We start from the raw sequence: 19616 nt of genomic DNA on the forward strand, positions 1-19616 counted from the left end.
AAGCGGTACTCCTGCTGCGCGCTAAGAAAAACGGTACCCTATCTATGATACTGTAGCAATGCCTTAGGTGTTCGTTATTGGTTGTTCGCTTTTCGAACGTGCCGACAACAGCAGCGCCCCACTTTTGCCGGTTTCAGCGGAGGCGGAGCGCGGTAGTTTTGGAGCGTGTAGTTAACGTAAAACGGCTTTGCGATGTGGTGGCATTCCGTGTTACGTTAGCTTAAATTTATTGATAATGTTTAATGATGTTCATTTGTTCAGCACTTGTTCTTCAGCCACCATATTGCAAAACCGATGTTACCAGCAGTTATTCTTGCTCTATTATAACTGTCGTTTCGCCAACAGTCGAGTATTTGTCAAATTTCATAAGTATTGCTTTGGCTGTGTCCACTGTTTCAATAAGATTCCTACTTGCAAAGTATTCGTCTTCTAAATGGGGTTTTGTTCCGATTTTAAAAGACAAGCTGTGAACTTCACGTTTTCCTATACAACAACTTTTTCCCTTTCCAAAAAAGGCTGATGGATTGAACCCAATTAAATAATCATCAAGATTTTTGCCGTCAATCTGCTCAACCTTTGGCCTGGAATATGTTTTATTAAAGGCCCTCTCTGTTAAATAGCCTATGCCGTTACTATCAATCGTTAATATATTCTCTTTGACGTTGGATAATACAAGATTGATTTCTCCCTTATACCCATTAGGAACTTTAATTGTCAATGCCGGTGAATACAATTGATAGTGGAATGCAAAGAAGGAAATCGTTGTCGTGATGAAAAATAATGTCAGAAAAGAAGTTCGCTTAAAAAGCAGTTTTAGAACACCTGTCAATATCAAACAGCCCAGAACAATTCCAACTATCATCATTCCGCCTAAAAAAAGTCCAGACAGAACTATTCCGCCTGGGACATCTTTCAACTTGATAAGCAAAGTTGTTAAAAGCCCAATGGATAAAAACCCAAAGATGATTTTAAGTTTTCGGTCAGTCGTCATAATTGCTGGTAACATTCCTATTGCCGCTATTAAGTAAGTCTGAAATTTCGGTTATCGTACCACCTGTAGCGCTATAACCGAAACCCCACCGCCGGAGCAGTAGCGGCAGCTGCTGCGGCCGGATGCGGCTCAAGATAGCCCGGCCGTTAATTGCGTGCAAGCACCCCCTGGGGGAGCGGCTTTTCCCGCATTCCGCCCCGGCTTCTACCTTTGCCGCCGTACCACCCTCCGCATTCCGCCCCATGGCCAACCCCAACGACCCCGCCCTGCACTCCTGGATTGACATTGCGCCCACCAGCGACTTTCCCCTCCAGAACCTGCCCTTCGGCGTGTTCTTCACCGAGGAGCGCGGCACCCGCGTGGGCGTGGCCATTGGCGAGTACGTGCTGGATTTGTACGCCGTGAGCCAGTTCGGCTTTTTCCGCGGGCTGGATTTGCCCACCGAGCCCAAGGTGTTTCGCCGCCGCTCCCTCAACGGCTTCATCCGGCTGGGCCGGCCGGCGTGGCGGGCCGTGCGCCAGCGCGTATCAGAGCTGCTGCGCCACGACAACGGCGAGCTGCGCGACAACGAGGAGGCCATGCGCACCTGCCTGCTGCGCCAGCGCGAGGTGCAACTGCTGCGCCCGGTGAAGCCCCAGAACTACACCGACTTTTACAGCAGCATCGAGCACGCCACCAACGTGGGCACCATGTTCCGCGACCCCAACAACGCGCTGCTGCCCAACTGGAAGTGGATTCCCATCGGCTACCACGGCCGCACCAGCAGCATCGTGGTGAGCGGCACCGACATTCGGCGCCCCAACGGGCAGCGCAAGGCCCCCGACGCGCAGGTGCCCACCTTCGGCCCCTCGCAGCAGCTAGATTTTGAGCTGGAAGTATCGATGGTGGTGGGCCAGGCCACGCAGCTGGGCGACACGGTGCCGCTGGCCGAAGCCGAGGACCACATCTTCGGGCTGCTGCTGTTCAACGACTGGTCGGCCAGGGACCTGCAGAGCTGGGAATACGTGCCGCTGGGGCCGTTTCTGGGCAAGAACTTCGGCAGCAGCGTGTCGCCCTGGGTGGTGACGATGGACGCGCTGGAGCCCTTCCGCGTGGCCGGCCCCGAGCAGGACCCGGAGCCCCTGCCCTACCTGCAGCAGTCGGGCGCGCACAACTTCGACATTCAGCTGGAGGTGAGCCTGGCTCCGCAAGGCGGCCCCGAAACCGTCATCAGCCGCACCAATTTCCGCGACATGTACTGGAGCATGGCCCAGCAGCTGGCCCACCACGCCTCCAACGGCTGCCCGCTGGAAGTCGGCGACCTGTACGCCTCGGGCACCATCAGCGGGGCCTCGCCCGATTCGTACGGCTCGATGCTGGAGCTGACCTGGCGCGGCACCAAGCCCCTTACCCTCGCCGACGGCTCGCAGCGCAAGTTTATCAACGACGGCGACACGGTGGTGATGCGCGGCTTCTGCCAGCGCGGCCCGCTGCGCATCGGCTTCGGGGAGGTGCGCGGCACGGTGCTGCCGGCGGCGGAGTAGCGCAGCGGCCTATAAAAGCACGTAAAAGCCCGCCGTGCGGCTCAGCGCGAACCGAAGTTCGGCGCTGAGCCGCACGGCGGGCTTTTACGCTTTGAAGTCTATCCTTTCCAAACGCAGCCGCCGGTAGCGCCGCAGCAGCAGGTAGCCGGTGGCCAGCCCGCCGAGCACCAGCCAGTACACCAGCTCCGAGGCCCACACGCCAGCCAGCGGCCACCGCCACCAGCGCACCGCCGCGTAGGCCGCCGCCAGGTACGTGCCAATGGCTACTACTTCCATCTGGAACGCCTGCGCCGCGCCGCCCAGGCCAATGATGCTGTTGTAGAGAATGTTGCTGATGGCAAACAGCACCAGGATCAGCGCCAGCACCGGCGCCAGGGGTACCAGGGCGGCGTTCAGCGCGGCCTCGGAGGTGAAGAGGCCACCGATGTGTACGGGCAGCAGCCAGATGGCCAGGGCCGAGGGCAGCGTCACCAGCAGGCTGAGCACCACGGTACGCCCCACCACCGGCGCCAGCAGCTCGGGCCGGCGCTGGCCGAGGTAGCGGCTGGTGAGCGTGTAAATGGCCGAAGCCAGCGCCAGGGAGGGCAGGCTCACCACCGTGTACACGCTGCGCACGATGTTGGACACGGCCAGGGCCTCGCGGCCCAGCTCGCCTACCAGCACGAAGAAGCCAAACCAGCCGGCCGTTTCCACCAGTTGCTTGCCCACGATGGGGGCTCCAATCAGCAGCAGCCGCCGCAAGGCGAGGCGCAACGGGCGGTAGCGCAGCAGGGCATAGCGCGGGCGCAGTCCCGGCCGCAGCAGCGCCCCCAGCAGCACCACGGCCCCCAGGGCCTCCGACACCACCGTGGCCCAGGCCGAGCCGGCAATGCCCAGCCGCGGCAGGCCCAGCCCGCCCCACACCCAGCCGTAGTTGAACAGCACGTTGGCCAGCGTCATGAGCAGGGTGCTCAGGCTGATGATGCGCGTGCGGCCGATGCCGGTGTAAAAGCCCACGAGGCAGTGCCACCCGAAGCTGGCCGGCAGCGCCCACACCACGGCCCGCAGGTAGCGGCACATGGCGGCTGCCACGGCGGCATCGTCGACCAGCCGCGCCGCCAGCCACGGCGCCAGGGCAAAGCTGAGCCCGGCCAGCCCGGCCGCCAGCGCCGCGCTCAGGTACAGGGCGTTGTCGAACAGGCGGCCGACGGCGCGGCGGCGGCCCTGCCCGATGCGCCGGGCCGTCAGAATCTGCAGGCCCACGGCCAGGCCCGCGCCCACGGTGGTGAGCAGGTAGAACAGCAGGCCGCCGAGGCCGATGGCGGCCAGCGGCACTTCGCCCAGCCGGCCCACAAACACCGAATCCGTCAGGTAAATGGCGCTCTGTGCCAGGCTGCCCAGCATGATGGGCGCCGCGATGTCGAGGATGGCGCGGTAAGAGGCCGGGCGCCGACGACGAGGCATGGGGTGGGCGGTGAAATGGTGAAACGGCGAACCGGTGAGTTGATGTTCGAACGGGGCAAGCGGAACGTCAACTCACCGGTTCACAACTTCACCATTTCGCCTTTGTAGTAGCAGTTCAGGATGGAATCCATGGGCCGGCGGCCGGCGGCCACGGCTTCCACGGTGGCTTGGTGGGCCGTTTCCAGCAGCGGCAGCAGGGGCTGCTCCACGTGGTTGAAGTGGCGGAAAGCGTCGATCAGCTTCGCGTCCCACTCCGGGTGGAAGTTCAATAAATCGTCGGGGAGCACCCGGGTGCGGGTGCTGCCGGGCTCGGGCAGGCAATCGAACGGCTCCCACACGTTCAGGTAGCCGTAGTCGTCGGTCAGTTCCTCGCCGGGGTGAATGTCGCGCACGGCCAGCTCGAAGTTGTAGGCCGTGGACACCAGCGAGCTGTTGAAGGAGTGGTTGACGAAGCGGGAGTTGTCCCAGCACAGCACAAAGTCGCCCTTGGCGTCGCGGTAGCTGTACTTGTTGAGGATGTCCTTGTGCATCTGGTCCAGCTGCTGCACCCGCTCCGGGCTGAAAGTCTGGTCGAAGGCGTCGAAGATCCAGCAGATCGTGCCCTTGGGAATGAAGCGCGTGGCCACCACGCCGTAGCCGATTTCGGGGGAAATGAAGCGTAGTTCGGTGTTGGGGTGAATCATGGAGGGAGCAGAAAGCGGAGAAGTGCAATAGTAGCCAAATCCCGGTGGCGGCCCTAGCCCGGGCGCCGAAGCCTACGCAAACCACCGGGCCGGCGGCCATCGGATAAGCAAGCAGCCTGCGCAATCTTCCTGCAAAGCGCGGCCTCTTATCCGTTTTTATACGTAGCCATTCAGTCAAACACGTATTTCAGCCGAATAGCGCCCCGCGCCGTAACCTTACCCAGAGGGGATAGTACTTATTGGCTATGGTTTGTGGCTCGGCTCGACAGCGCGCGGGCCGCACCGCCTCCTCAGCATCATCACCACCCACATCCACAACCAAACCCAGATCTGTATGCTAGCCATGGATTACCGGGGCCCGAAAAGGGTCCGCGCCGTGCAGAAGCCGATGCCGGAAATTAAGCACCCGCAGGACGCCATCGTGAAGGTGCTGCGCACCTGCATCTGCGGCTCCGACCTGCACCTCTACAACGGCAACGTGCCCGATACCCGCGTGGGCTCCACCTTCGGCCACGAGTTCGTGGGCGAAATCGTGGAAGTGGGCAGCGAAGTCACCAAAGTAAAGGTTGGCGACCGGGTGATTGTGCCCTTCAACATTGCCTGCGGCGAGTGCCACTTTTGCCGCCAGGGCATGTTCGGCAACTGCCACGAATCCAATACCGAGGCCACGGCCGTGGGGGCCATTTATGGCTACTCGCACACCGCCGGCGGCTTCAACGGCGGCCAGGCCGAGTACTGCCGCGTGCCCTACGCCAACGTGGGCCCCACCATCATTCCCGAGGGCATGGACCTGGACGACGCCGTGCTGCTCACCGACGTAGTGCCCACCGGCTACCAGGCTGCCGAAATGGCTGGCATCCAGAAGGGTGACACCGTGCTGGTGTTCGGCGCGGGGCCCATCGGCATCATGGCGGCCCGCTGCGCCTGGCTGTTTGGCGCCGGCCGCGTCATGATTGTCGACCAAGAGGATTACCGCCTGGAGTTTGCCCGCAACTATTCTTACTGCGAGGCCTACAACTTCAACGAGATGGGCGACCCGGTGCTGTTCTTCAAGAAAATCACCGATTGGCTGGGGCCGGACTGCGTGATTGACGCGGTGGGCGCCGAGGCGGCCGGCAACACCATGCAAACCATCACCGGCCGCAAGCTGCTGCTGCAAGCCGGCTCGGCTACCGCGCTGCACTGGGCCATCAACTCCGTGAAAAAAGGCGGGGTGGTGTCGATTGTGGGCGTGTACGGCCCCACCGACAACCTGGTGCCCATCGGCAACGTGCTCAACAAGGGCCTCACCATCCGGGGCAACCAGTCCTCGGTGAAGCGCCTGCTGCCGCGCCTGATCGACCACGTGCAGAACGGGGTGCTCAACCCCAAGGGCCTGATTACCCACCGCCTGCCCCTGGAGGAAGTGGCCGACGGCTACCGCATGTTCTCGGCCAAGCTGGACAACTGCATCAAAACCGTGCTGCTCCCTCCCACCGCCAACCAATAACGCCGCCCAACCATGGAAAAGAACGTGATTAATACGCCCATCGACCCCCATCAGATCAAAGGCTGGGGCATCGATGCTGACCCCGAAAACGACCCTACGTACCCCATGCGGGCCCGCATGAACATCACGCAGGACCCCGACTACAAGCACCGGCCGCAGTCGCTGCAGCCCGAAGATACGGAGGTGTTGCGCTCCGTGGAGCGCCCCAACGTGTCGGCCGTGTTCGGCACGCCCGCGCCGCCCAGTGGCCTGAGCGGCTGGATCCGGCGGGCGGCCTTTCACTACAGCGAAAACGAGTACGCCCACTGGCTGCCGCTGATCCTGGCCGACCGCGTGAACGTGGTGGAAGGCGTGCTGAGCGACCTGGTGCACGGCAAGGTTCCCAACATCTACGCCGAGAAGGGCTACCCCGTGGAGTGGAAGCACAACCGCACCAGCCTGATCCTGAAGCTGACCACGGTAGCAGCGTTAGCGGTCGGCGGCCTATACCTGCTTAGCTCCGGCGGCAAAAAATCAAAGAAAAAGCCGAAACATTACCGCGGCGCTTACTACGAGCAGGACTAAGTTGCTTTATTCTCCCCGTACATACACACGGCCCGGCAGGTACTGAACCTGCCGGGCCGTGTGTATAAGAGGCGGCCTCATTGCTTTTTGTGGCCAAGACCACGTAGGGCACTCGCTGCGTCTAAGGCAACTGCTGATGCTGGGGCCGGTAGCCTAATTCCACGGCTCCTCTGGATTGGTGCATTCAAGCTACGCTATTTCCGCCCGCCGATGATTTCGTCCACCACGGCCGGGTCGAGCAGGGTGGTGGTGTCGCCGAGGCTGCCGGTTTCGCCTTCGGCCACCTTGCGCAGGATGCGGCGCATGATTTTGCCGGAGCGCGTTTTGGGCAGGCCCGAGACAATCTGGATTTTGTCGGGCCGGGCGATTTTACCGATTTCTGCCACCACGGTTTCGATGATGCTGGCCTCGACGTGGTGCCGGTCGGTTTCCCTGTCGCAGTCGCCCGAGCGGCAGATGACGTAGGCGTAGATGCCCTGCCCCTTCACGTCGTGGGGGTAGCCCACCACGGCCGATTCCACCACGTGGGGGTTCTGGTTGATGGCGTTTTCGATTTCGGCGGTTCCGAAGCGGTGTCCCGATACGTTGATGACGTCGTCGACGCGGCCGATGATGCGGTACAGGCCGTTCTCGTCGCGCCGGGCGCCGTCGCCGGTGAAGTAGTAGCCGGCGTACGGCTGGAAGTAGGTTTGCTGGGCGCGCTCATGGTCGCCCCAGGTGGTGCGGATCACGCCCGGCCACGAGGCTTTCAGGGCCAGATAGCCTTCCTGCTCGTTGCCCTCGATTTCCTGCCCCTCCTGCGTGAGCAGCACGGGCTGCACGCCCGGCAGCGGCAGGCCGGCGTGGGCCGGCTTGCTGGGCGTGATGCCGGCCAGGGCCGACAGCATGATGCCGGCGGTTTCCGTTTGCCACCAGGTATCCACGATGGGGCAGCGCTCCTTGCCCACGTGCTGGTAGTACCAGTACCAGGCTTCCTCGTTGATGGGCTCCCCCACCGAGCCGAGCACCCGCAGCGAGTCGAGCGAATAGCTGAGCACGTTGTCCAGGGGGGCCGCCATAAGCGAGCGGATGGCGGTGGGCGCGGTGTAGAAAATGGTGACCGAGTGCTTGTCGATGACTTCCCAGAAACGGCCGGCGTCGGGGTACGTGGGCACGCCCTCAAACATGAGCGAGGTGGCCCCGGCCAGCAGCGGGCCGTAGAGCAGGTACGAGTGGCCCGTTACCCAGCCCACGTCGGCGGTGCACCAGTACACGTCGTTTTCCTCTACCTGAAACACGTTGCGGAAGGTGTAATCGGCCCACACCATGTAGCCAGCGGTGGTGTGCACCACGCCCTTGGGCTTGCCGGTGGAGCCGGAGGTGTAGAGAATAAACAGCGGGTCTTCGGCGGCCATTTCCTCGGCCGGGCAGGTCTTGGCTACGTCCAGCGCTTCTTCGTGGTACCACACGTCGCGGCCTTCGTGCATGTGCACCGGCCAGCCCAGGTGCTCCACTACCAGCACCTTGCGCACGGAGGGGCAGTGCTCCAGCGCCTCGTCCACGACGCGTTTCACCGGAATTTGCTTGGCGCCCCGGTTCAGCCCGTCGGCCGTGATGACGAAGCTGGCCTCGGCGTCGTTGACGCGGTCGGCAATGGCCGTGCTACTGAAGCCGGCGAAGATGACCGAATGGGTGGCGCCGATGCGGGCACAGGCCAGCACGGCAATGGCCAGCGACGGAATCATGGGCATGTAGAGGCACACCCGGTCGCCCTTCTCCACGCCGAGGTTGTGGAGCACGTTGGCAAACTTGCACACCTCTTGGTGCAGTTCGCGGTACGTGAGGCGCAGGTGGCGCTGCTTGGGGTCGTTGGGCTCCCAGATGATGGCCAGCTTGTTGCCGCGCTGGGCCAAGTGGCGGTCGAGGCAGTTCTCGGTGATGTTCAGCCGGGCGCCGTCGAACCAGGTGCTGCGGCCGGCGGGCGAAAACTCCCCGCCGCGCACCGAGGTCCACTTGCGGCGCCAGGTAAAGGGTTCGGCCACCTCAGCCCAGAAAGCATCGGGGTCGTCGATGCTGCGGCGGTAGGCGGTTTGGTAGTCTTCGAACGAGCGGATGCGCGGATGCTGCGGAACACGGGTCGTCATGGCGGCGGAAGAAGGAGTAAGAAGAGAAGTGTCGGTAGGCATGGCAGCGGGCTGGGTAAAGGTGTGCGGAAGCAGGGGGAAGAAAGTGGTACTTGGGGCCGGCCGCCCGCCGGCGGTGGCGGCGTCAGGAGCGCGGGCCGGTAGCCAGGGGGGCCAACGCGGCCTGCGGCTCCCGGCCGGCGCAGCCAAGGCCGCGGGCGGCCAGCGCGGCCCGGATTTCGTCGAGAATAAGCGGGTCGTCGATGGTAGCCGGCACGGGGCAATCCTCGCCGTCGGCCAGCTGGCGCATGGCCTTGCGCAGAATTTTGCCGGAGCGCGTTTTGGGCAGGCGCTTCACCACCAAGGCCTCGCGGAAGCAGGCCACGGCTCCGATCTGCGCGCGGATGTCCTGCACCAGTTCGGCTTCCAGCTGGGCTTCGCCGATGGTCTGCCCGTCTTTGAGCACCACCAGGCCCAGGGGGCGCTGCCCGCGCAGCTCGTCGTGGATGCCGAGCACGGCACACTCGGCTACGGCCGGGTGGGCCGCCAGCAGCTCTTCCATTTCGCCGGTGCTCAGGCGGTGCCCGGCCACGTTGATGACGTCATCGACGCGCCCCATGATGTAAACGTAGCCCTCAGCGTCGCGGTAGCCGCCGTCGCCGGAGAAGTAGTAGCCCGGAAAGGTGCTCAGGTAGGACTGCTGAAACCGCGCATCGTCCTGCCAGAGCGTGGGCAGGCAGCCGGGCGGCAGCGGCAGGCGCACGGCCACCAAGCCAGTGGTACCGGCAGGCACGGGCTGCCCGGCGTCGTCCAGGATCTGCACGTCGTAGCCCGGCACCGGGTGCCCGGCCGAGCCGGCGCGCGGCGCGGGCGCCGCGGCCAGGCCCACGCACGTGGCCAGCATCGGCCAGCCCGATTCCGTTTGCCACCAATGGTCAACCACCGGCACGCCGAGCTGGGCCTGCGCCCACGCATAGGTGGCCGGGTCGCACCGCTCGCCGGCCAGAAACAGCTGACGCAAGGTGCTCAGGTCGTAGCCGCGGCGCAGGCGGCCATCCGGGTCTTCTTTCTTGATGGCGCGGATGGCGGTGGGCGCCGTGAACAGCACGCTTACCCCGTGGGCCTGCACCACTCGCCAGAACGCGCCGGCGTCGGGCGTGCGCACGGGCTTGCCCTCGTAGAGCACCGTGGTGCAGCCGTGCAGCAACGGCCCGTACACGCTGAAGCTGTGGCCCACGGCCCAGCCGATGTCGGAGGCGGCCCAGAACACCTCGCCGGGCTGCACGCCGTACACCGCGCTCATGCTGAACTTCAGCGCCACGGCGTGCCCGCCGTGGTCGCGCACCACGCCCTTGGGCTTGCCGGTGGTACCGGAGGTGTACAGGATGTAGAGCGGATCGGTGGCGTCCAGGGGCACGCAGGGCACGGGGGCAGCCGCCAGCAGCTGCTCATAGTCCACGTCGCGGCCGGGCTGCATGCGGGCGTGCACTGCGTGGCTGAGGGCCTCGCGCTGCAGCACGACCACGTGCTCGGGCTTGAAGCGGGCCTGCTCGATGGCGGCATCCACCAGCGGCTTGTAGGGAATGATGCGGTCGATTTCGATACCGCCGGAAGCCGACACGACGACCTTGGGCCGGGCATCGTCGATGCGCACAGCCAGCTCATGCGGGGCAAAACCGCCGAACACCACCGAGTGCACCGCCCCGAGGCGGGCGCAGGCCAGCATGGCCACGACGGCTTCGGGCACGTTGGGCATGTAAATGATAACCCGGTCGCCCTGCCCGACGCCCAGTTCGCGCAGCCCGCCCGCAAAGCGGGCCGTGCGGTCCAGCAGCTCGCGGTAGGTGAAGTGGCGCACCGTGCCGGTTACGGGCGAATCCTGCACCAGGGCCACCTGCTCGGCCCGGCCGTGGGCCACGTGGTAATCCAGGCACAGGAAGCAGGTGTTGAGCTGCCCGCCTCGAAACCAACGGTAGAAGCCCTGCTCGTCCGTGGTGAGCGTCGGCGCCGGCGGGGCCAGGAACCAGGTCAGCGCGCGGGCCTGCTCGGCCCAGAACGCGGCCGGATCGGCCAGGCTGGCGGCGTGGGCCGCCGGGTAGGAAAGAGCGGAAGGTAGTGGGGCGGGTTTCATGGCATTGGTTGGGGAGGAACGGCGCGGTGTGGCGCGGCCTGCGCAGGCCGCGTCCCGGATGGTACTCTTCGTCGGCCAACGATTGGGCGTAGCGCCGCTGCGGTGCGGACTTGCAAGTCCGCACCGCAGCGGCGCTACGTCGTCAGCGGAGCCAGCTCGCGGACTTTTTCCAGCAGTTGGCGCGTGGAGAAGGGCTTGGTCAGGTACAGATCGGCGCCGGCATCCAGGCCTTTCTGCACGTCGGCTTCGCGGCTTTTGGCCGAGAGAAAAATGACTTTGGTGCCCTGCTGGCCGGGCAGCCGCCGCAGGTGGCGGCACACGTGGTAGCCGTCGAGGTCGGGCATCATGATGTCGAGCAGCACCACGCCAAAAGGCTCCCGGTCCAGGGCCTCCAGGGCCTCCGTGCCGTTGCGGGCGATGCTGACGGCGTAGCCCGCCTTGCGCAGCAGAAATTCCAGCGACATCACGATGTTGGGCTCGTCGTCCACCACCAGGACTTTGGGGGCGGTTGGGTTGGTTGGGTTCATAAGCAGAAGTACGCGGCAACGGCGGATTAAGGAACGCAAAAAACCGTTGTTGCCACGCAGCCGGGGGCGTTGACTGCCGCCGCGGGCCGGCCTCAGCCCGGGGCCGGCGCGGCGGGCAGCTCCACCCAGAAGCGGGCACCTTGCTGCGGGGCCGAGTCGACGCCGATGCGGCCCTCGTGCAGCTCCACGATGCGCTTGCTGATGGCCAGCCCCAGGCCCGAGCCTTCGGGCTTGCGCACCGTCTGGTTTTTGGCCTGGAAAAACTTGTCGAAGATCAGCTCGTGAAACGCCGGGTCGATGCCCTTGCCGTTGTCGGCCACGGTCAGGCGCACGCCGTTGCCGGTGTGGCGGGCCTCGATGGCAATGCGCCCCGCCCCGGCCGGGCACGACTTGACCGCGTTCGAGAGCAGGTTCACCAGCACCTGTATGAGCCGGTCCCGGTCGCCGGACACGGGCGGCAGGCCGGGCGGCACCACCACGTCGAGGCGCAGCTGCTTGTCGCGCACGAGCTGCCCCACGGCCTCGGTGGCGTCGTGAATGACCTCGGCCACGTCGACCGGCGTGCGCTCCAGCGTGGCCTTGCCCGATTCGAACTTCTCCAGATCGAGCACCAGGGAGATGAGCCGGCTCAGCCGCTCGGTTTCCTTGGTGATGGTGCCCTGAAAGCGCTGCCGCTCCGCTTCGTCCAGGTCGGGGTTGTCGTACAAGATTTCCGAGAGGGCGCGGATGCTGGTCAGCGGGGTGCGCAGCTCGTGGGTCACGGTATACAGAAACTCGTCTTTCTGCTGGTCCAGCTCCTGCAGCTTGTCGTAGGCCGACTGCAGTTCCTCGGTGAGGCGCTGCAGCTGCCGCTGCTGCTTGCGCAGCTCGCGGTTGGCTTCCAGCAGCAGCTGCGACTCACGCAGCACGCCCACCACGTGGTCGAAGCTCATTTCCTCGGCGCCCACCGAGGAGGCCAGCAGCAGGCGCGCCGAGGCCGGGCCGATGGTGCCGGCCAGCAGCGTTTCGGCGTAGGCCAGCAGGCGCGGGTCGGCGTGGGCCGCCGGGGTGCCGTCGGCGGCGTGCGAGGCCGCGTCCGGAAACTGCGCGTCGAACTCCCGCAGGGCCTGGGTGGCGCGCTTGCGGCCCAGGAAGCCCACCAGCACGGCGCGCAAATCGGGCAAGGGAGCCAGGCCCTGCCAGGCCGAGGGCGAGTCGAACAGGTTGCGGAAGCGAAACACATCGACGAAGGCTTCGGCTTGCCGTTGCTCCACCGCCGAGGGCTGCCCGGCCAGCGACACGCCCACGTAGCAGCCGATGTTGAGCAGCCAGCTCCAGAACAGGGCGTCGGTGAGCGGGTCTAGCCCTTGCAGCCGCAGCCACGGCGGCAGCGCCTGCCCAAACAGGCTGGGCGCGGCGCCGGGGCTGATGACGGTGGGCAGCACCAAGATGTAACACCACACCGCAAAGCCGGCCAGCAACCCGGCCGCGGCCCCGGCCCGGGTGCCCCCTTTCCAGTACAGCCCGCCCAGCACCGCCGGCGCCAGCTGGGCCACCGCGGCGAAACTCACCAGCCCGATGTTGACCAGCGGCAGCTGCCGGCCGATGGTGGCGTAATAGACAAAGGCCAGCAGCAGCACCAGCACCACCGCTAGGCGCCGGCTGTGCAGCACCACCCGGCCCAGGTACGCAAACCAGCGCTGCTGCAGCGCGGGCCGCGCCGCGGGGACCTGCACCAACAGCGGCATGAGCAGGTGGTTGCTGATCATCACGCTCAGCGCCACCGTCTCCACGATGATCATCGAGGAAGCGGCCGACACGCCGCCCAGGTAAGTCAGCAGGGCCAGGCCGGGGCGCCCGCTGCTCAACGGCAGGGCCAGCACGAAGGTATCGGCGTCCGGGGCGTGGTCGCCCAGGCCGAAGCGCAGGGCGCCCCCCAGGGCCAGGGGCAGCACGAAGAGGTTGATGACCAACAGGTAGAGCGGAAACAGCCACATGGCCTTGCGCAGGTGGTCTTCGCGGGCGTTTTCTACCACGGCCACCTGAAACTGCCGGGGCAGCAGCAGAATGGCCGCCGCGCTCAGCAGCAGCACCGTCAGCCACTGGGCGGGGCTGCTGTCGGCCTGCTGCAGGGTGAACAGGCGCTGCAGGGCCGGCACGGCCGCGGCCCGGTCAAACACGTCCCGCAGCCCGTCGAACAGGCCGTAGCACACGAAAAGCCCCACGGCCAGGAAGGCAACGAGCTTCAGCAAGGACTCCAGGGCAATGGCCAGCACGATGCCTTCGTGCCGCTCGGTGGCTTCCACGGAGCGCACCCCGAAGATGATGCTGAAAAACGCCAGCGCCACCGTCGTATACAGGGCCGTTACCTGGGCCGCGTCGGGGCCAAAGCCCAGCCCCGCCACCGCGGCCGTGGGTTCGGTGATGATGACGAAGGACTGGGCAATTGCTTTGATTTGCAGGGCGATGTAAGGCACCACACCGAGCACGCACAGCACCGTCACCAAGGCGCCCAATGCCGCGCTCTTGCCGTAGCGCGCCGAAACGAAATCGGCCAGGGAGGTGAGGCTTTGCTGCCGGCAGATGCGAATCATCTTGCGCAGCACCAGCCACCACGCCGGGGCCAGCAGCGCCGGGCCCAGGTATACGGCCGCAAACTCCAGCCCTGTGCGCGTAGCCCGCCCCACCGACCCGTAGTACGTCCAGGCCGTGCAGTACACGGCCATGCTCAGGGCGTACACGTACGGGTTGCTCACCAGGCTGCGGCGCCGGGCCGAGCGGTGCTCCGCGGCATAGGCCACCGCAAACAACAGCAGCAGGTAGCCGAGCGAACAACCAATGACGAGCAGCTTATTCAAGGGACCGAGTTGGGGAGGTGGTCAGATGGGAGGCGCGACGTGGCGGGCGCGGGCTTGGGGCGTTGGGCGCCGAATCACCGCCTTCCCGCCTTACTTTTTTTCCCGGCTCAGCCAGCCCGTCAGCGCCAGCAGCCCGAGCCACACGCCGAACAGGTAGAGGTACAGCACCGGCACGCCGCCCACGCGCACGGGCCGGTCGACGAGGCCCAGCAGCGGAAAGGTGAGCAAGGCGGTGAACAGCGCCGCCACGAAGAGCAGGCGCTGCCCACGGCGTTGTTCGGCTTGTTCCTGGGGCGAGGGCGGCAGCATGGCGGGCGTAGGGAGAAGGCGTGGCGGCGGGCAGAAGGTACCGAAAAGGCGGGCCGGAAGAAAGTCCGCTGCGCCCGGCGCGCAGCGGACAGGGTTTCCCCATACCCGGAACAGGGCCGGGCGCGGAGGCTACGGCTGTTCTTCGATGAGCTTGACGTTGCGCACGTCCTTCATCAGGGCCGAGCCGATTAGCCAGCAGATCAGCGCAATGCCCACCGGGTAAACCAGGCCGGCCAGAAAGCTATGCTCCTTGATCCAGGGCGCGTCGGCCGTGGCGGCGCGTAGCGTCAGGGCGGTGGCAATCAGCGGCACGAAGCCCCCAAATACGCCGTTGCCGATGTGGTAGGGCAACGACAGCGAAGTGTACCGCACTTTGGTGGGAAATAGCTCCACCAGGTAAGCAGCAATGGGACCGTAGGCCATCGTCACGAACAGCACCAGGCAGAATACCAGGGCCGTCATGGGCAGCAACTGCGGGTTGAGCGCCTTCAGCACGGCGGGCACGGCTTTGCCGGCGGCATCCACGGTGGCGGGCGTGATTTCCGTCAGCGGCCCGGCAAACTGCTTCAGGCCGTAAAAAATCGGGATGGTGAACAGGGCGCCGCACAGCAGGCCCATCATGATGATTTTCTTGCGGCCGATGCGGTCGGAGAGCGAGCCGAAGTACACGAAGAAGGGCGTGGCCAGCACCAGGGCCGCGCACAGCACCAGGCTGGCGTCGACGATGTCCATCTTCAGCGTATTCTGCATGAACGAGTAGGCGTAGAACTGCCCGGTGTACCACACCACGCCCTGGCCCATGGTGGCCCCAAACAGGGCGATGAGCACCAACCGGCGGTTCACCGGGTTCACAAACGACTCCTTCAGCGGGTTCGTGGAGGTTTTGCCCTCGGCTTTGGCCTTGGCAAACAACGGCGACTCGTGCAACTTGCGGCGGATGTAATACGAGGCGATGACCAGGAAGCCCGACAGCAGGAAGGGAATGCGCCAGCCCCAGTCTTTGAAAGCGTCTTCGCCCATGGCCTTGCGGGTGGCGATGATGACCAGGATGCTGATGAGCAGGCCCGCCGTGGCCGTAATCTGGATAAAGGAGGTGTAATAGCCGCGGTGCTTGTCGGGCGAGTGTTCGGCCACGTACGTGGTGGCCCCGCCGTACTCCCCGCCCAAGGCCAGGCCCTGCAGCAGGCGCAGCACCAGCACAATCAGCGGCGCGGCCACCCCGATCTTGTCGTAGCCCGGAATCAGGCCCGTCACGAAGGTAGCCCCGCCCATGATGAGCAGCGTGAGCAGGAAGGTGTATTTGCGCCCGATCATGTCGCCGACGCGGCCGAACACCAGCGCCCCGAAGGGCCGCACCACAAAGCCGGCCCCGAACACGGCCAGGGCGCCCAGAATCGTATCCTCGATCTTGCCGGCCGAGCCGAACAGCACCGGCCCGATGATGGCCGCCAGGGAGCCGAAGATGTAAAAGTCGTACCACTCGATGACCGTGCCCACCGAGGAGGCCGTGATGACCTGCCAGATCTTGCTTTTTGATACGGAGTTGTTGTCGTGGGCCACCGCGTCGGGGGCCAGGGTGCCACCGGCGGTAGCCACCGCCGCCCGGTTGGGAAGGTTCTGTGCCATGTTGTTGTGGAAGTGGAAGCGTGTAGTGGTTCGTTGAACAAGGACTTAGAGGAACACCTGCGTCTGCAGGGTGATTTCGGGGCGGTAGCGCACCCGGTTGACTTGCGCACCGCCCTCGGGCCGGGCCGTTTGGTCGGTAAAATCAGGCCGGCGCCGGTAGTTGAGGGTGAACTTGGCGTTGTGCCCGTCGAGGTAGAAGTTGGCCCCGCCGTCCAGCGTCAACACCCGCTGCTGGTCGCCGTTGGGCTTGCGCAGGCCTTCGTACCCCGCCAGCAGGCCCGAGGCAAAAGGCTGCAGGCGCACCTTGGGGCCGAGCACGTGCTTGGGCAGCAGGTAGCCCGTTTCCACGAAGCCGACGTGGCCCGTGCCCGAGTGCGGCACGGCGTTGCCGCGCAGGGCGCTGGGGCCGTAGCCGGGGTTGGCAGCGCCGACGTAGCGCACGTGGTTCGGGCCGAAATTGTAGTGGTAGTACACCGCGTAGGCCGTGAAGGCGGTGCCTTTTTCCTTGTTCAGGGGGGTGTCGAAGAAGGCATCGGCCGACAGCAGCACGATGTCGTGCTTGCGGGTGGGAATCAGCGCAAACAGGTCGGCTCCGGGCTGGCCGGCGGCTACCATCACCGGGCCGTTGACCACGCTGGTCGCGGGCCGCGAGTACATGCCGTCGCGGTTGTACAGAAAGCCCCCGCCCACGTTGAGCACGCGTTTGGTGCCCAGGTACGTGCCCACGTTGAAGGGCAGCATATTCGACTCCAGCTCAAAAAATGCCCAACTCAGGTACCCCTGAAAAATGTGCTTGGTGCTCTGCGGGTTGTATTGCGCCGTGTTGGTGCCGGTGCTCACCGCCGCCGCGCCCGATCCGGTGGTCACGCCCAGCCCGATCGGGGTGCTGAAGGCGCCGGTCTGGTTGGTCAGAAAGCTTTCGTTGATGGAAAAGGCGTAGTCCAATTGGCGGATCCGCCCCTTGGCGTACGCCCCGATGCCCCGGGCAAACTGATCGGCCGTTTCGATGATGGGCCAGTTGGTCAGCGGCGCGTCCAGGGTCAGAAAGTTGAGCGTACTGGAGCGCGTCAGGCGCGACAGGCCGTTTTGGTAGTGCATGCCGGCTCCCAGGCTCAGGTACTGGTTGACCTTGTACTCCACCACGGCCTCGTGCACGAACAACTGGGGCTTCTTCGCGTCCGCGGCCGGTGCCACGCCCCCGCTCACGGCCGTCTGGTTGTTGATGCCGATGTGGGTGTAAATGAGGAAGCGCGGGTTCAGCTGCGAGAGGATGAGCAGACGCGAGCGGCGCAGCGCGAAATCCACCTGTTCGTCCTGCGGCTTGCCCGGGGCACGTAGCGTGCCGGTATTGTTGCGGGTCCAGCGCGTCCAGACCTGGTGCCAGGTGATGAAGCGCAGGTACTTGGAGCCGTCGGGCGAGAGGTTTACTTTCATGCCCGCCCCGTAGGGCACCGACTCGGCCGGCGCGGTTGGCGCAGCGGGGGCGGGCGGCGTAGCAGGTGGCGCCGTCGGCGCGGTTGGCGCAGCAGAGGGCGTAGCCGGTGGCGCGGGTGTGGATGGCGACGGAGTGGGCTGCACTTGAGCTTGCGCGACAGAAGCGGCAGCTAGCAGCGCACCCGCGGCTAGGGCGTGACAAGCATTTCGCATGATTTCTGGTGGGAATGGCAGTGAGTAAGAGCACACTGTCCGTCGCCGTCCGGATCAGCCAGCGGACGCTACTAAGTAGGCGAATCCGGCGGCGGAAGTCATACCCGTGCGATACTTCTGCTAAGGCCTATAGCTAATCCCTCCGTTCAGCCCTGCCGGAACCGCTCCCAGCGAATCATCATGTACTTATCCCCGAGTTCCGTAACCACCAGGCCAGTCCCTTTGAGGTTGTCGGGCTTCTGAAAAAATTCCGCTAATTCCTTCTGATTGAGGATTTGGTACGTGGGGTGGTAATCGGTCTGGCGCGGGGCTTTCAAGCCGTACTTTTTAACCCAATTCATCACCGACACGTGGCTTACGCCTAGCAACCGCTCAATTTCCCGGTAGCTTACTCCTTCGATGTACAGCTGCAAGGCCTTGATGACATAGTAGGAATTAATTTCCCGACCAACTTTAGCCACGGTAAAATGGTACCCGCATGTTTTGCACTTGTAGCGCTGCCGGTCTCCAATTACACCGCTCTTAGTAGATTCTGCCGAATCGCATTTTGGACAGGAAGGTTTATTCACGGGCGGAAGTAACAAGCATTTGAAAGAAACTATACCTATTTAGTAAAGATATACCAGATTAGCAAAATACATCAACTCATAAGTAACCACTCACTTACACCTGCCGCTCTAGAGTTTGCAGCAGTCGTTGCGCGTGCTGCCGCAATTCAACAACCGAGTAACTATTTGTGCATCAGCGCGCCCAGCACGGCATCCACGGCTAGGGCCAGGCGGTGCAGATCCAGCTTTTCCAGCGAGTCGGTGGCGTGGTGGTAATTTCGGTTGCGGTAGAAGGCAGTGTCGGTCAGCATCAGGGCCGAGTAGCCGAACTGCCAGTAGTTAAGGTGGTCGGAGAAGTCGATGCCGGGCAACCAGGCCGGCCCGAGAAAGCGCTTCACAGGCAACCGGGCGGCGCGGTCGTAGCGGCGGCTGAACTGCCGGGCAAACGCGCCCCCGCCCAGCTTGCGCACGGCCGTGACGTAGTTGCCGCGGCTGCCGTACATCAGCTTCAGCGGCCCGAAGGGGTAGCGCTGGGAGCCCGGCCGGTCGTCGTAGTAGCCCAGCATTTCCAGCACCACCATGCCGCGCACGGGCACGCCGGCGTCGCGCAAGGATTTGGCGTGCACGTAGCTGCCCATGTGGCGGGTGCGGAAATACGGCGGCTCTTCGAGGGTGTAGGCCACCAAGTCGATGCGCCCGGGCAGCGCGGGCTCCTGCCCCAGCAGGCGCGTCAGCTCCAGCAGAGCTGCCACACCCGTGCCGTTGTCGTCGGCGCCGGGCTGCGCGCCGCACACATCGTAGTGCGCCCCCACCACCAGGCGCAAACCGGTTTCGGGCCCGAAGGAGGCAATGACGTTGCGGTACGTGCGGCCGTTGACCTCGTAGGGTTGCTCCGAAACGCGGGCGCCGCTACGAGCCAGTTCGCGGCCGAGGTAGCGGGCCACCGAGTCGAGCACGGCGACGTGCTCGTGGTTGCGCGGCTGCGGGGTGCTAGTGAGGTAGCGCAGGTGCTGGCGCAGTCGCACGGAATCGGCCGGGGCGGCACAGGCCGCGGTGCCGCTCAGCAGCGCTGCCAGCAGGATCAATAGGCGCAAGTGCATATGTCGTCGGATAACAAACCTTTCAACTGATGCGTGAAGATATCAACCACGCACGAGCGGCCGTGCTCCCAGGTACTGTCGGCCGAAGCGCGTTTG

15 protein-coding genes and 1 pseudogene are annotated in these 19616 nt (G+C 64.6%); 3 read left to right on the plus strand and 13 right to left on the minus strand.

Going from position 1 to position 19616, the window contains the following annotated elements:
* Window positions 1–307 precede the first annotated feature (307 nt).
* Window positions 308–991, minus strand: a complete 684-nt coding sequence (locus ACYVKQ_RS21630) for a hypothetical protein (protein WP_460677452.1) — start codon at window positions 989–991, stop codon at window positions 308–310.
* Window positions 992–1233: 242 nt separating this feature from the next.
* Here ACYVKQ_RS21630 and fahA point away from each other — a divergent pair, with 242 nt between their 5' ends.
* The gene (gene fahA / locus ACYVKQ_RS21635; protein WP_460677453.1) at window positions 1234–2514 is read left to right on the plus strand and encodes a fumarylacetoacetase; all 1281 of its coding nucleotides are present in this window, start codon (window positions 1234–1236) and stop codon (window positions 2512–2514) included.
* An 84-nt stretch (window positions 2515–2598) separates the two neighbouring features.
* Here fahA and ACYVKQ_RS21640 read toward each other — a convergent pair whose 3' ends face one another.
* Entirely contained in the window at window positions 2599–3957 is a 1359-nt protein-coding gene (locus ACYVKQ_RS21640; RefSeq protein WP_460677454.1) for an MATE family efflux transporter, read from the minus strand.
* 80 nt (window positions 3958–4037) lie between these two features.
* A complete protein-coding gene (locus ACYVKQ_RS21645) occupies window positions 4038–4640 on the minus strand; it encodes an SET domain-containing protein (protein WP_460677455.1) in 603 nt (200 codons plus the stop codon).
* Window positions 4641–4974: 334 nt separating this feature from the next.
* Here ACYVKQ_RS21645 and ACYVKQ_RS21650 point away from each other — a divergent pair, with 334 nt between their 5' ends.
* The gene (locus ACYVKQ_RS21650) at window positions 4975–6129 is read left to right on the plus strand and encodes a zinc-dependent alcohol dehydrogenase (RefSeq protein WP_460677456.1); all 1155 of its coding nucleotides are present in this window, start codon (window positions 4975–4977) and stop codon (window positions 6127–6129) included.
* Window positions 6130–6141: 12 nt separating this feature from the next.
* Entirely contained in the window at window positions 6142–6693 is a 552-nt protein-coding gene (locus ACYVKQ_RS21655) for a hypothetical protein (RefSeq protein WP_460677457.1), read from the plus strand.
* Between the two features lie 194 nt (window positions 6694–6887).
* On the opposite strand, the gene acs is transcribed toward ACYVKQ_RS21655, so the two are convergent.
* The 10 genes and pseudogenes from acs to ACYVKQ_RS21705 all read right to left on the minus strand — a co-directional run bounded on the left by acs (window position 6888) and on the right by ACYVKQ_RS21705 (window position 19520).
* Window positions 6888–8816, minus strand: a complete 1929-nt coding sequence (gene acs, locus ACYVKQ_RS21660; RefSeq protein ID WP_460677458.1) for an acetate--CoA ligase — start codon at window positions 8814–8816, stop codon at window positions 6888–6890.
* Window positions 8817–8940: 124 nt separating this feature from the next.
* Window positions 8941–10926, minus strand: coding sequence for a propionyl-CoA synthetase (locus tag ACYVKQ_RS21665; protein WP_460677459.1), 1986 nt, complete (start codon window positions 10924–10926; stop codon window positions 8941–8943).
* 134 nt (window positions 10927–11060) lie between these two features.
* Window positions 11061–11453 (minus strand): response regulator transcription factor, encoded by a 393-nt coding sequence (locus tag ACYVKQ_RS21670; protein WP_460677460.1) that lies wholly within the window; start codon window positions 11451–11453, stop codon window positions 11061–11063.
* A gap of 92 nt (window positions 11454–11545) precedes the next feature.
* Window positions 11546–14290, minus strand: a complete 2745-nt coding sequence (locus tag ACYVKQ_RS21675) for an ATP-binding protein (protein WP_460677461.1) — start codon at window positions 14288–14290, stop codon at window positions 11546–11548.
* Between the two features lie 90 nt (window positions 14291–14380).
* A complete protein-coding gene (locus tag ACYVKQ_RS21680; protein WP_460677462.1) occupies window positions 14381–14599 on the minus strand; it encodes a hypothetical protein in 219 nt (72 codons plus the stop codon).
* 129 nt (window positions 14600–14728) lie between these two features.
* Complete coding sequence (locus tag ACYVKQ_RS21685; RefSeq protein ID WP_460677463.1) at window positions 14729–16225, minus strand: MFS transporter; 1497 nt, start codon at window positions 16223–16225, stop codon at window positions 14729–14731.
* Window positions 16226–16270: 45 nt separating this feature from the next.
* Window positions 16271–17659: a hypothetical protein gene (locus ACYVKQ_RS21690; protein ID WP_460677464.1), complete on the minus strand. Its 1389-nt coding sequence runs from the start codon at window positions 17657–17659 to the stop codon at window positions 16271–16273.
* Window positions 17660–18018: 359 nt separating this feature from the next.
* Window positions 18019–18333 (minus strand): helix-turn-helix domain-containing protein, encoded by a 315-nt coding sequence (locus tag ACYVKQ_RS21695; protein ID WP_460677613.1) that lies wholly within the window; start codon window positions 18331–18333, stop codon window positions 18019–18021.
* Window positions 18334–18345: 12 nt separating this feature from the next.
* Window positions 18346–18441, minus strand: a pseudogene (locus tag ACYVKQ_RS21700) (transposase-like zinc-binding domain-containing protein); the annotation flags it as partial.
* 161 nt (window positions 18442–18602) lie between these two features.
* Window positions 18603–19520 carry a M28 family peptidase gene (locus ACYVKQ_RS21705; RefSeq protein ID WP_460677465.1) on the minus strand — a complete coding sequence of 306 codons (918 nt, stop codon included), beginning with the start codon at window positions 19518–19520 and terminating at the stop codon, window positions 18603–18605.
* Between the last annotated feature and the right edge of the window lie 96 nt (window positions 19521–19616).

The organism is Hymenobacter coalescens, from assembly GCF_054783195.1.

Bases quoted from the DNA above. Each gene is read 5' to 3' on its own strand.
- ACYVKQ_RS21630 (WP_460677452.1), bottom strand. From the start codon at position 991: ATGACGACTGACCGAAAACTTAAAATCATCTTTGGGTTTTTATCCATT.
- fahA (WP_460677453.1), top strand. From the start codon at position 1,234: ATGGCCAACCCCAACGACCCCGCCCTGCACTCCTGGATTGACATTGCG.
- ACYVKQ_RS21640 (WP_460677454.1), bottom strand. From the start codon at position 3,957: ATGCCTCGTCGTCGGCGCCCGGCCTCTTACCGCGCCATCCTCGACATC.
- ACYVKQ_RS21645 (WP_460677455.1), bottom strand. From the start codon at position 4,640: ATGATTCACCCCAACACCGAACTACGCTTCATTTCCCCCGAAATCGGC.
- ACYVKQ_RS21650 (WP_460677456.1), top strand. From the start codon at position 4,975: ATGCTAGCCATGGATTACCGGGGCCCGAAAAGGGTCCGCGCCGTGCAG.
- ACYVKQ_RS21655 (WP_460677457.1), top strand. From the start codon at position 6,142: ATGGAAAAGAACGTGATTAATACGCCCATCGACCCCCATCAGATCAAA.
- acs (WP_460677458.1), bottom strand. From the start codon at position 8,816: ATGACGACCCGTGTTCCGCAGCATCCGCGCATCCGCTCGTTCGAAGAC.
- ACYVKQ_RS21665 (WP_460677459.1), bottom strand. From the start codon at position 10,926: ATGAAACCCGCCCCACTACCTTCCGCTCTTTCCTACCCGGCGGCCCAC.
- ACYVKQ_RS21670 (WP_460677460.1), bottom strand. From the start codon at position 11,453: ATGAACCCAACCAACCCAACCGCCCCCAAAGTCCTGGTGGTGGACGAC.
- ACYVKQ_RS21680 (WP_460677462.1), bottom strand. From the start codon at position 14,599: ATGCTGCCGCCCTCGCCCCAGGAACAAGCCGAACAACGCCGTGGGCAG.
- ACYVKQ_RS21685 (WP_460677463.1), bottom strand. From the start codon at position 16,225: ATGGCACAGAACCTTCCCAACCGGGCGGCGGTGGCTACCGCCGGTGGC.
- ACYVKQ_RS21690 (WP_460677464.1), bottom strand. From the start codon at position 17,659: ATGAAAGTAAACCTCTCGCCCGACGGCTCCAAGTACCTGCGCTTCATC.
- ACYVKQ_RS21705 (WP_460677465.1), bottom strand. From the start codon at position 19,520: ATGCACTTGCGCCTATTGATCCTGCTGGCAGCGCTGCTGAGCGGCACC.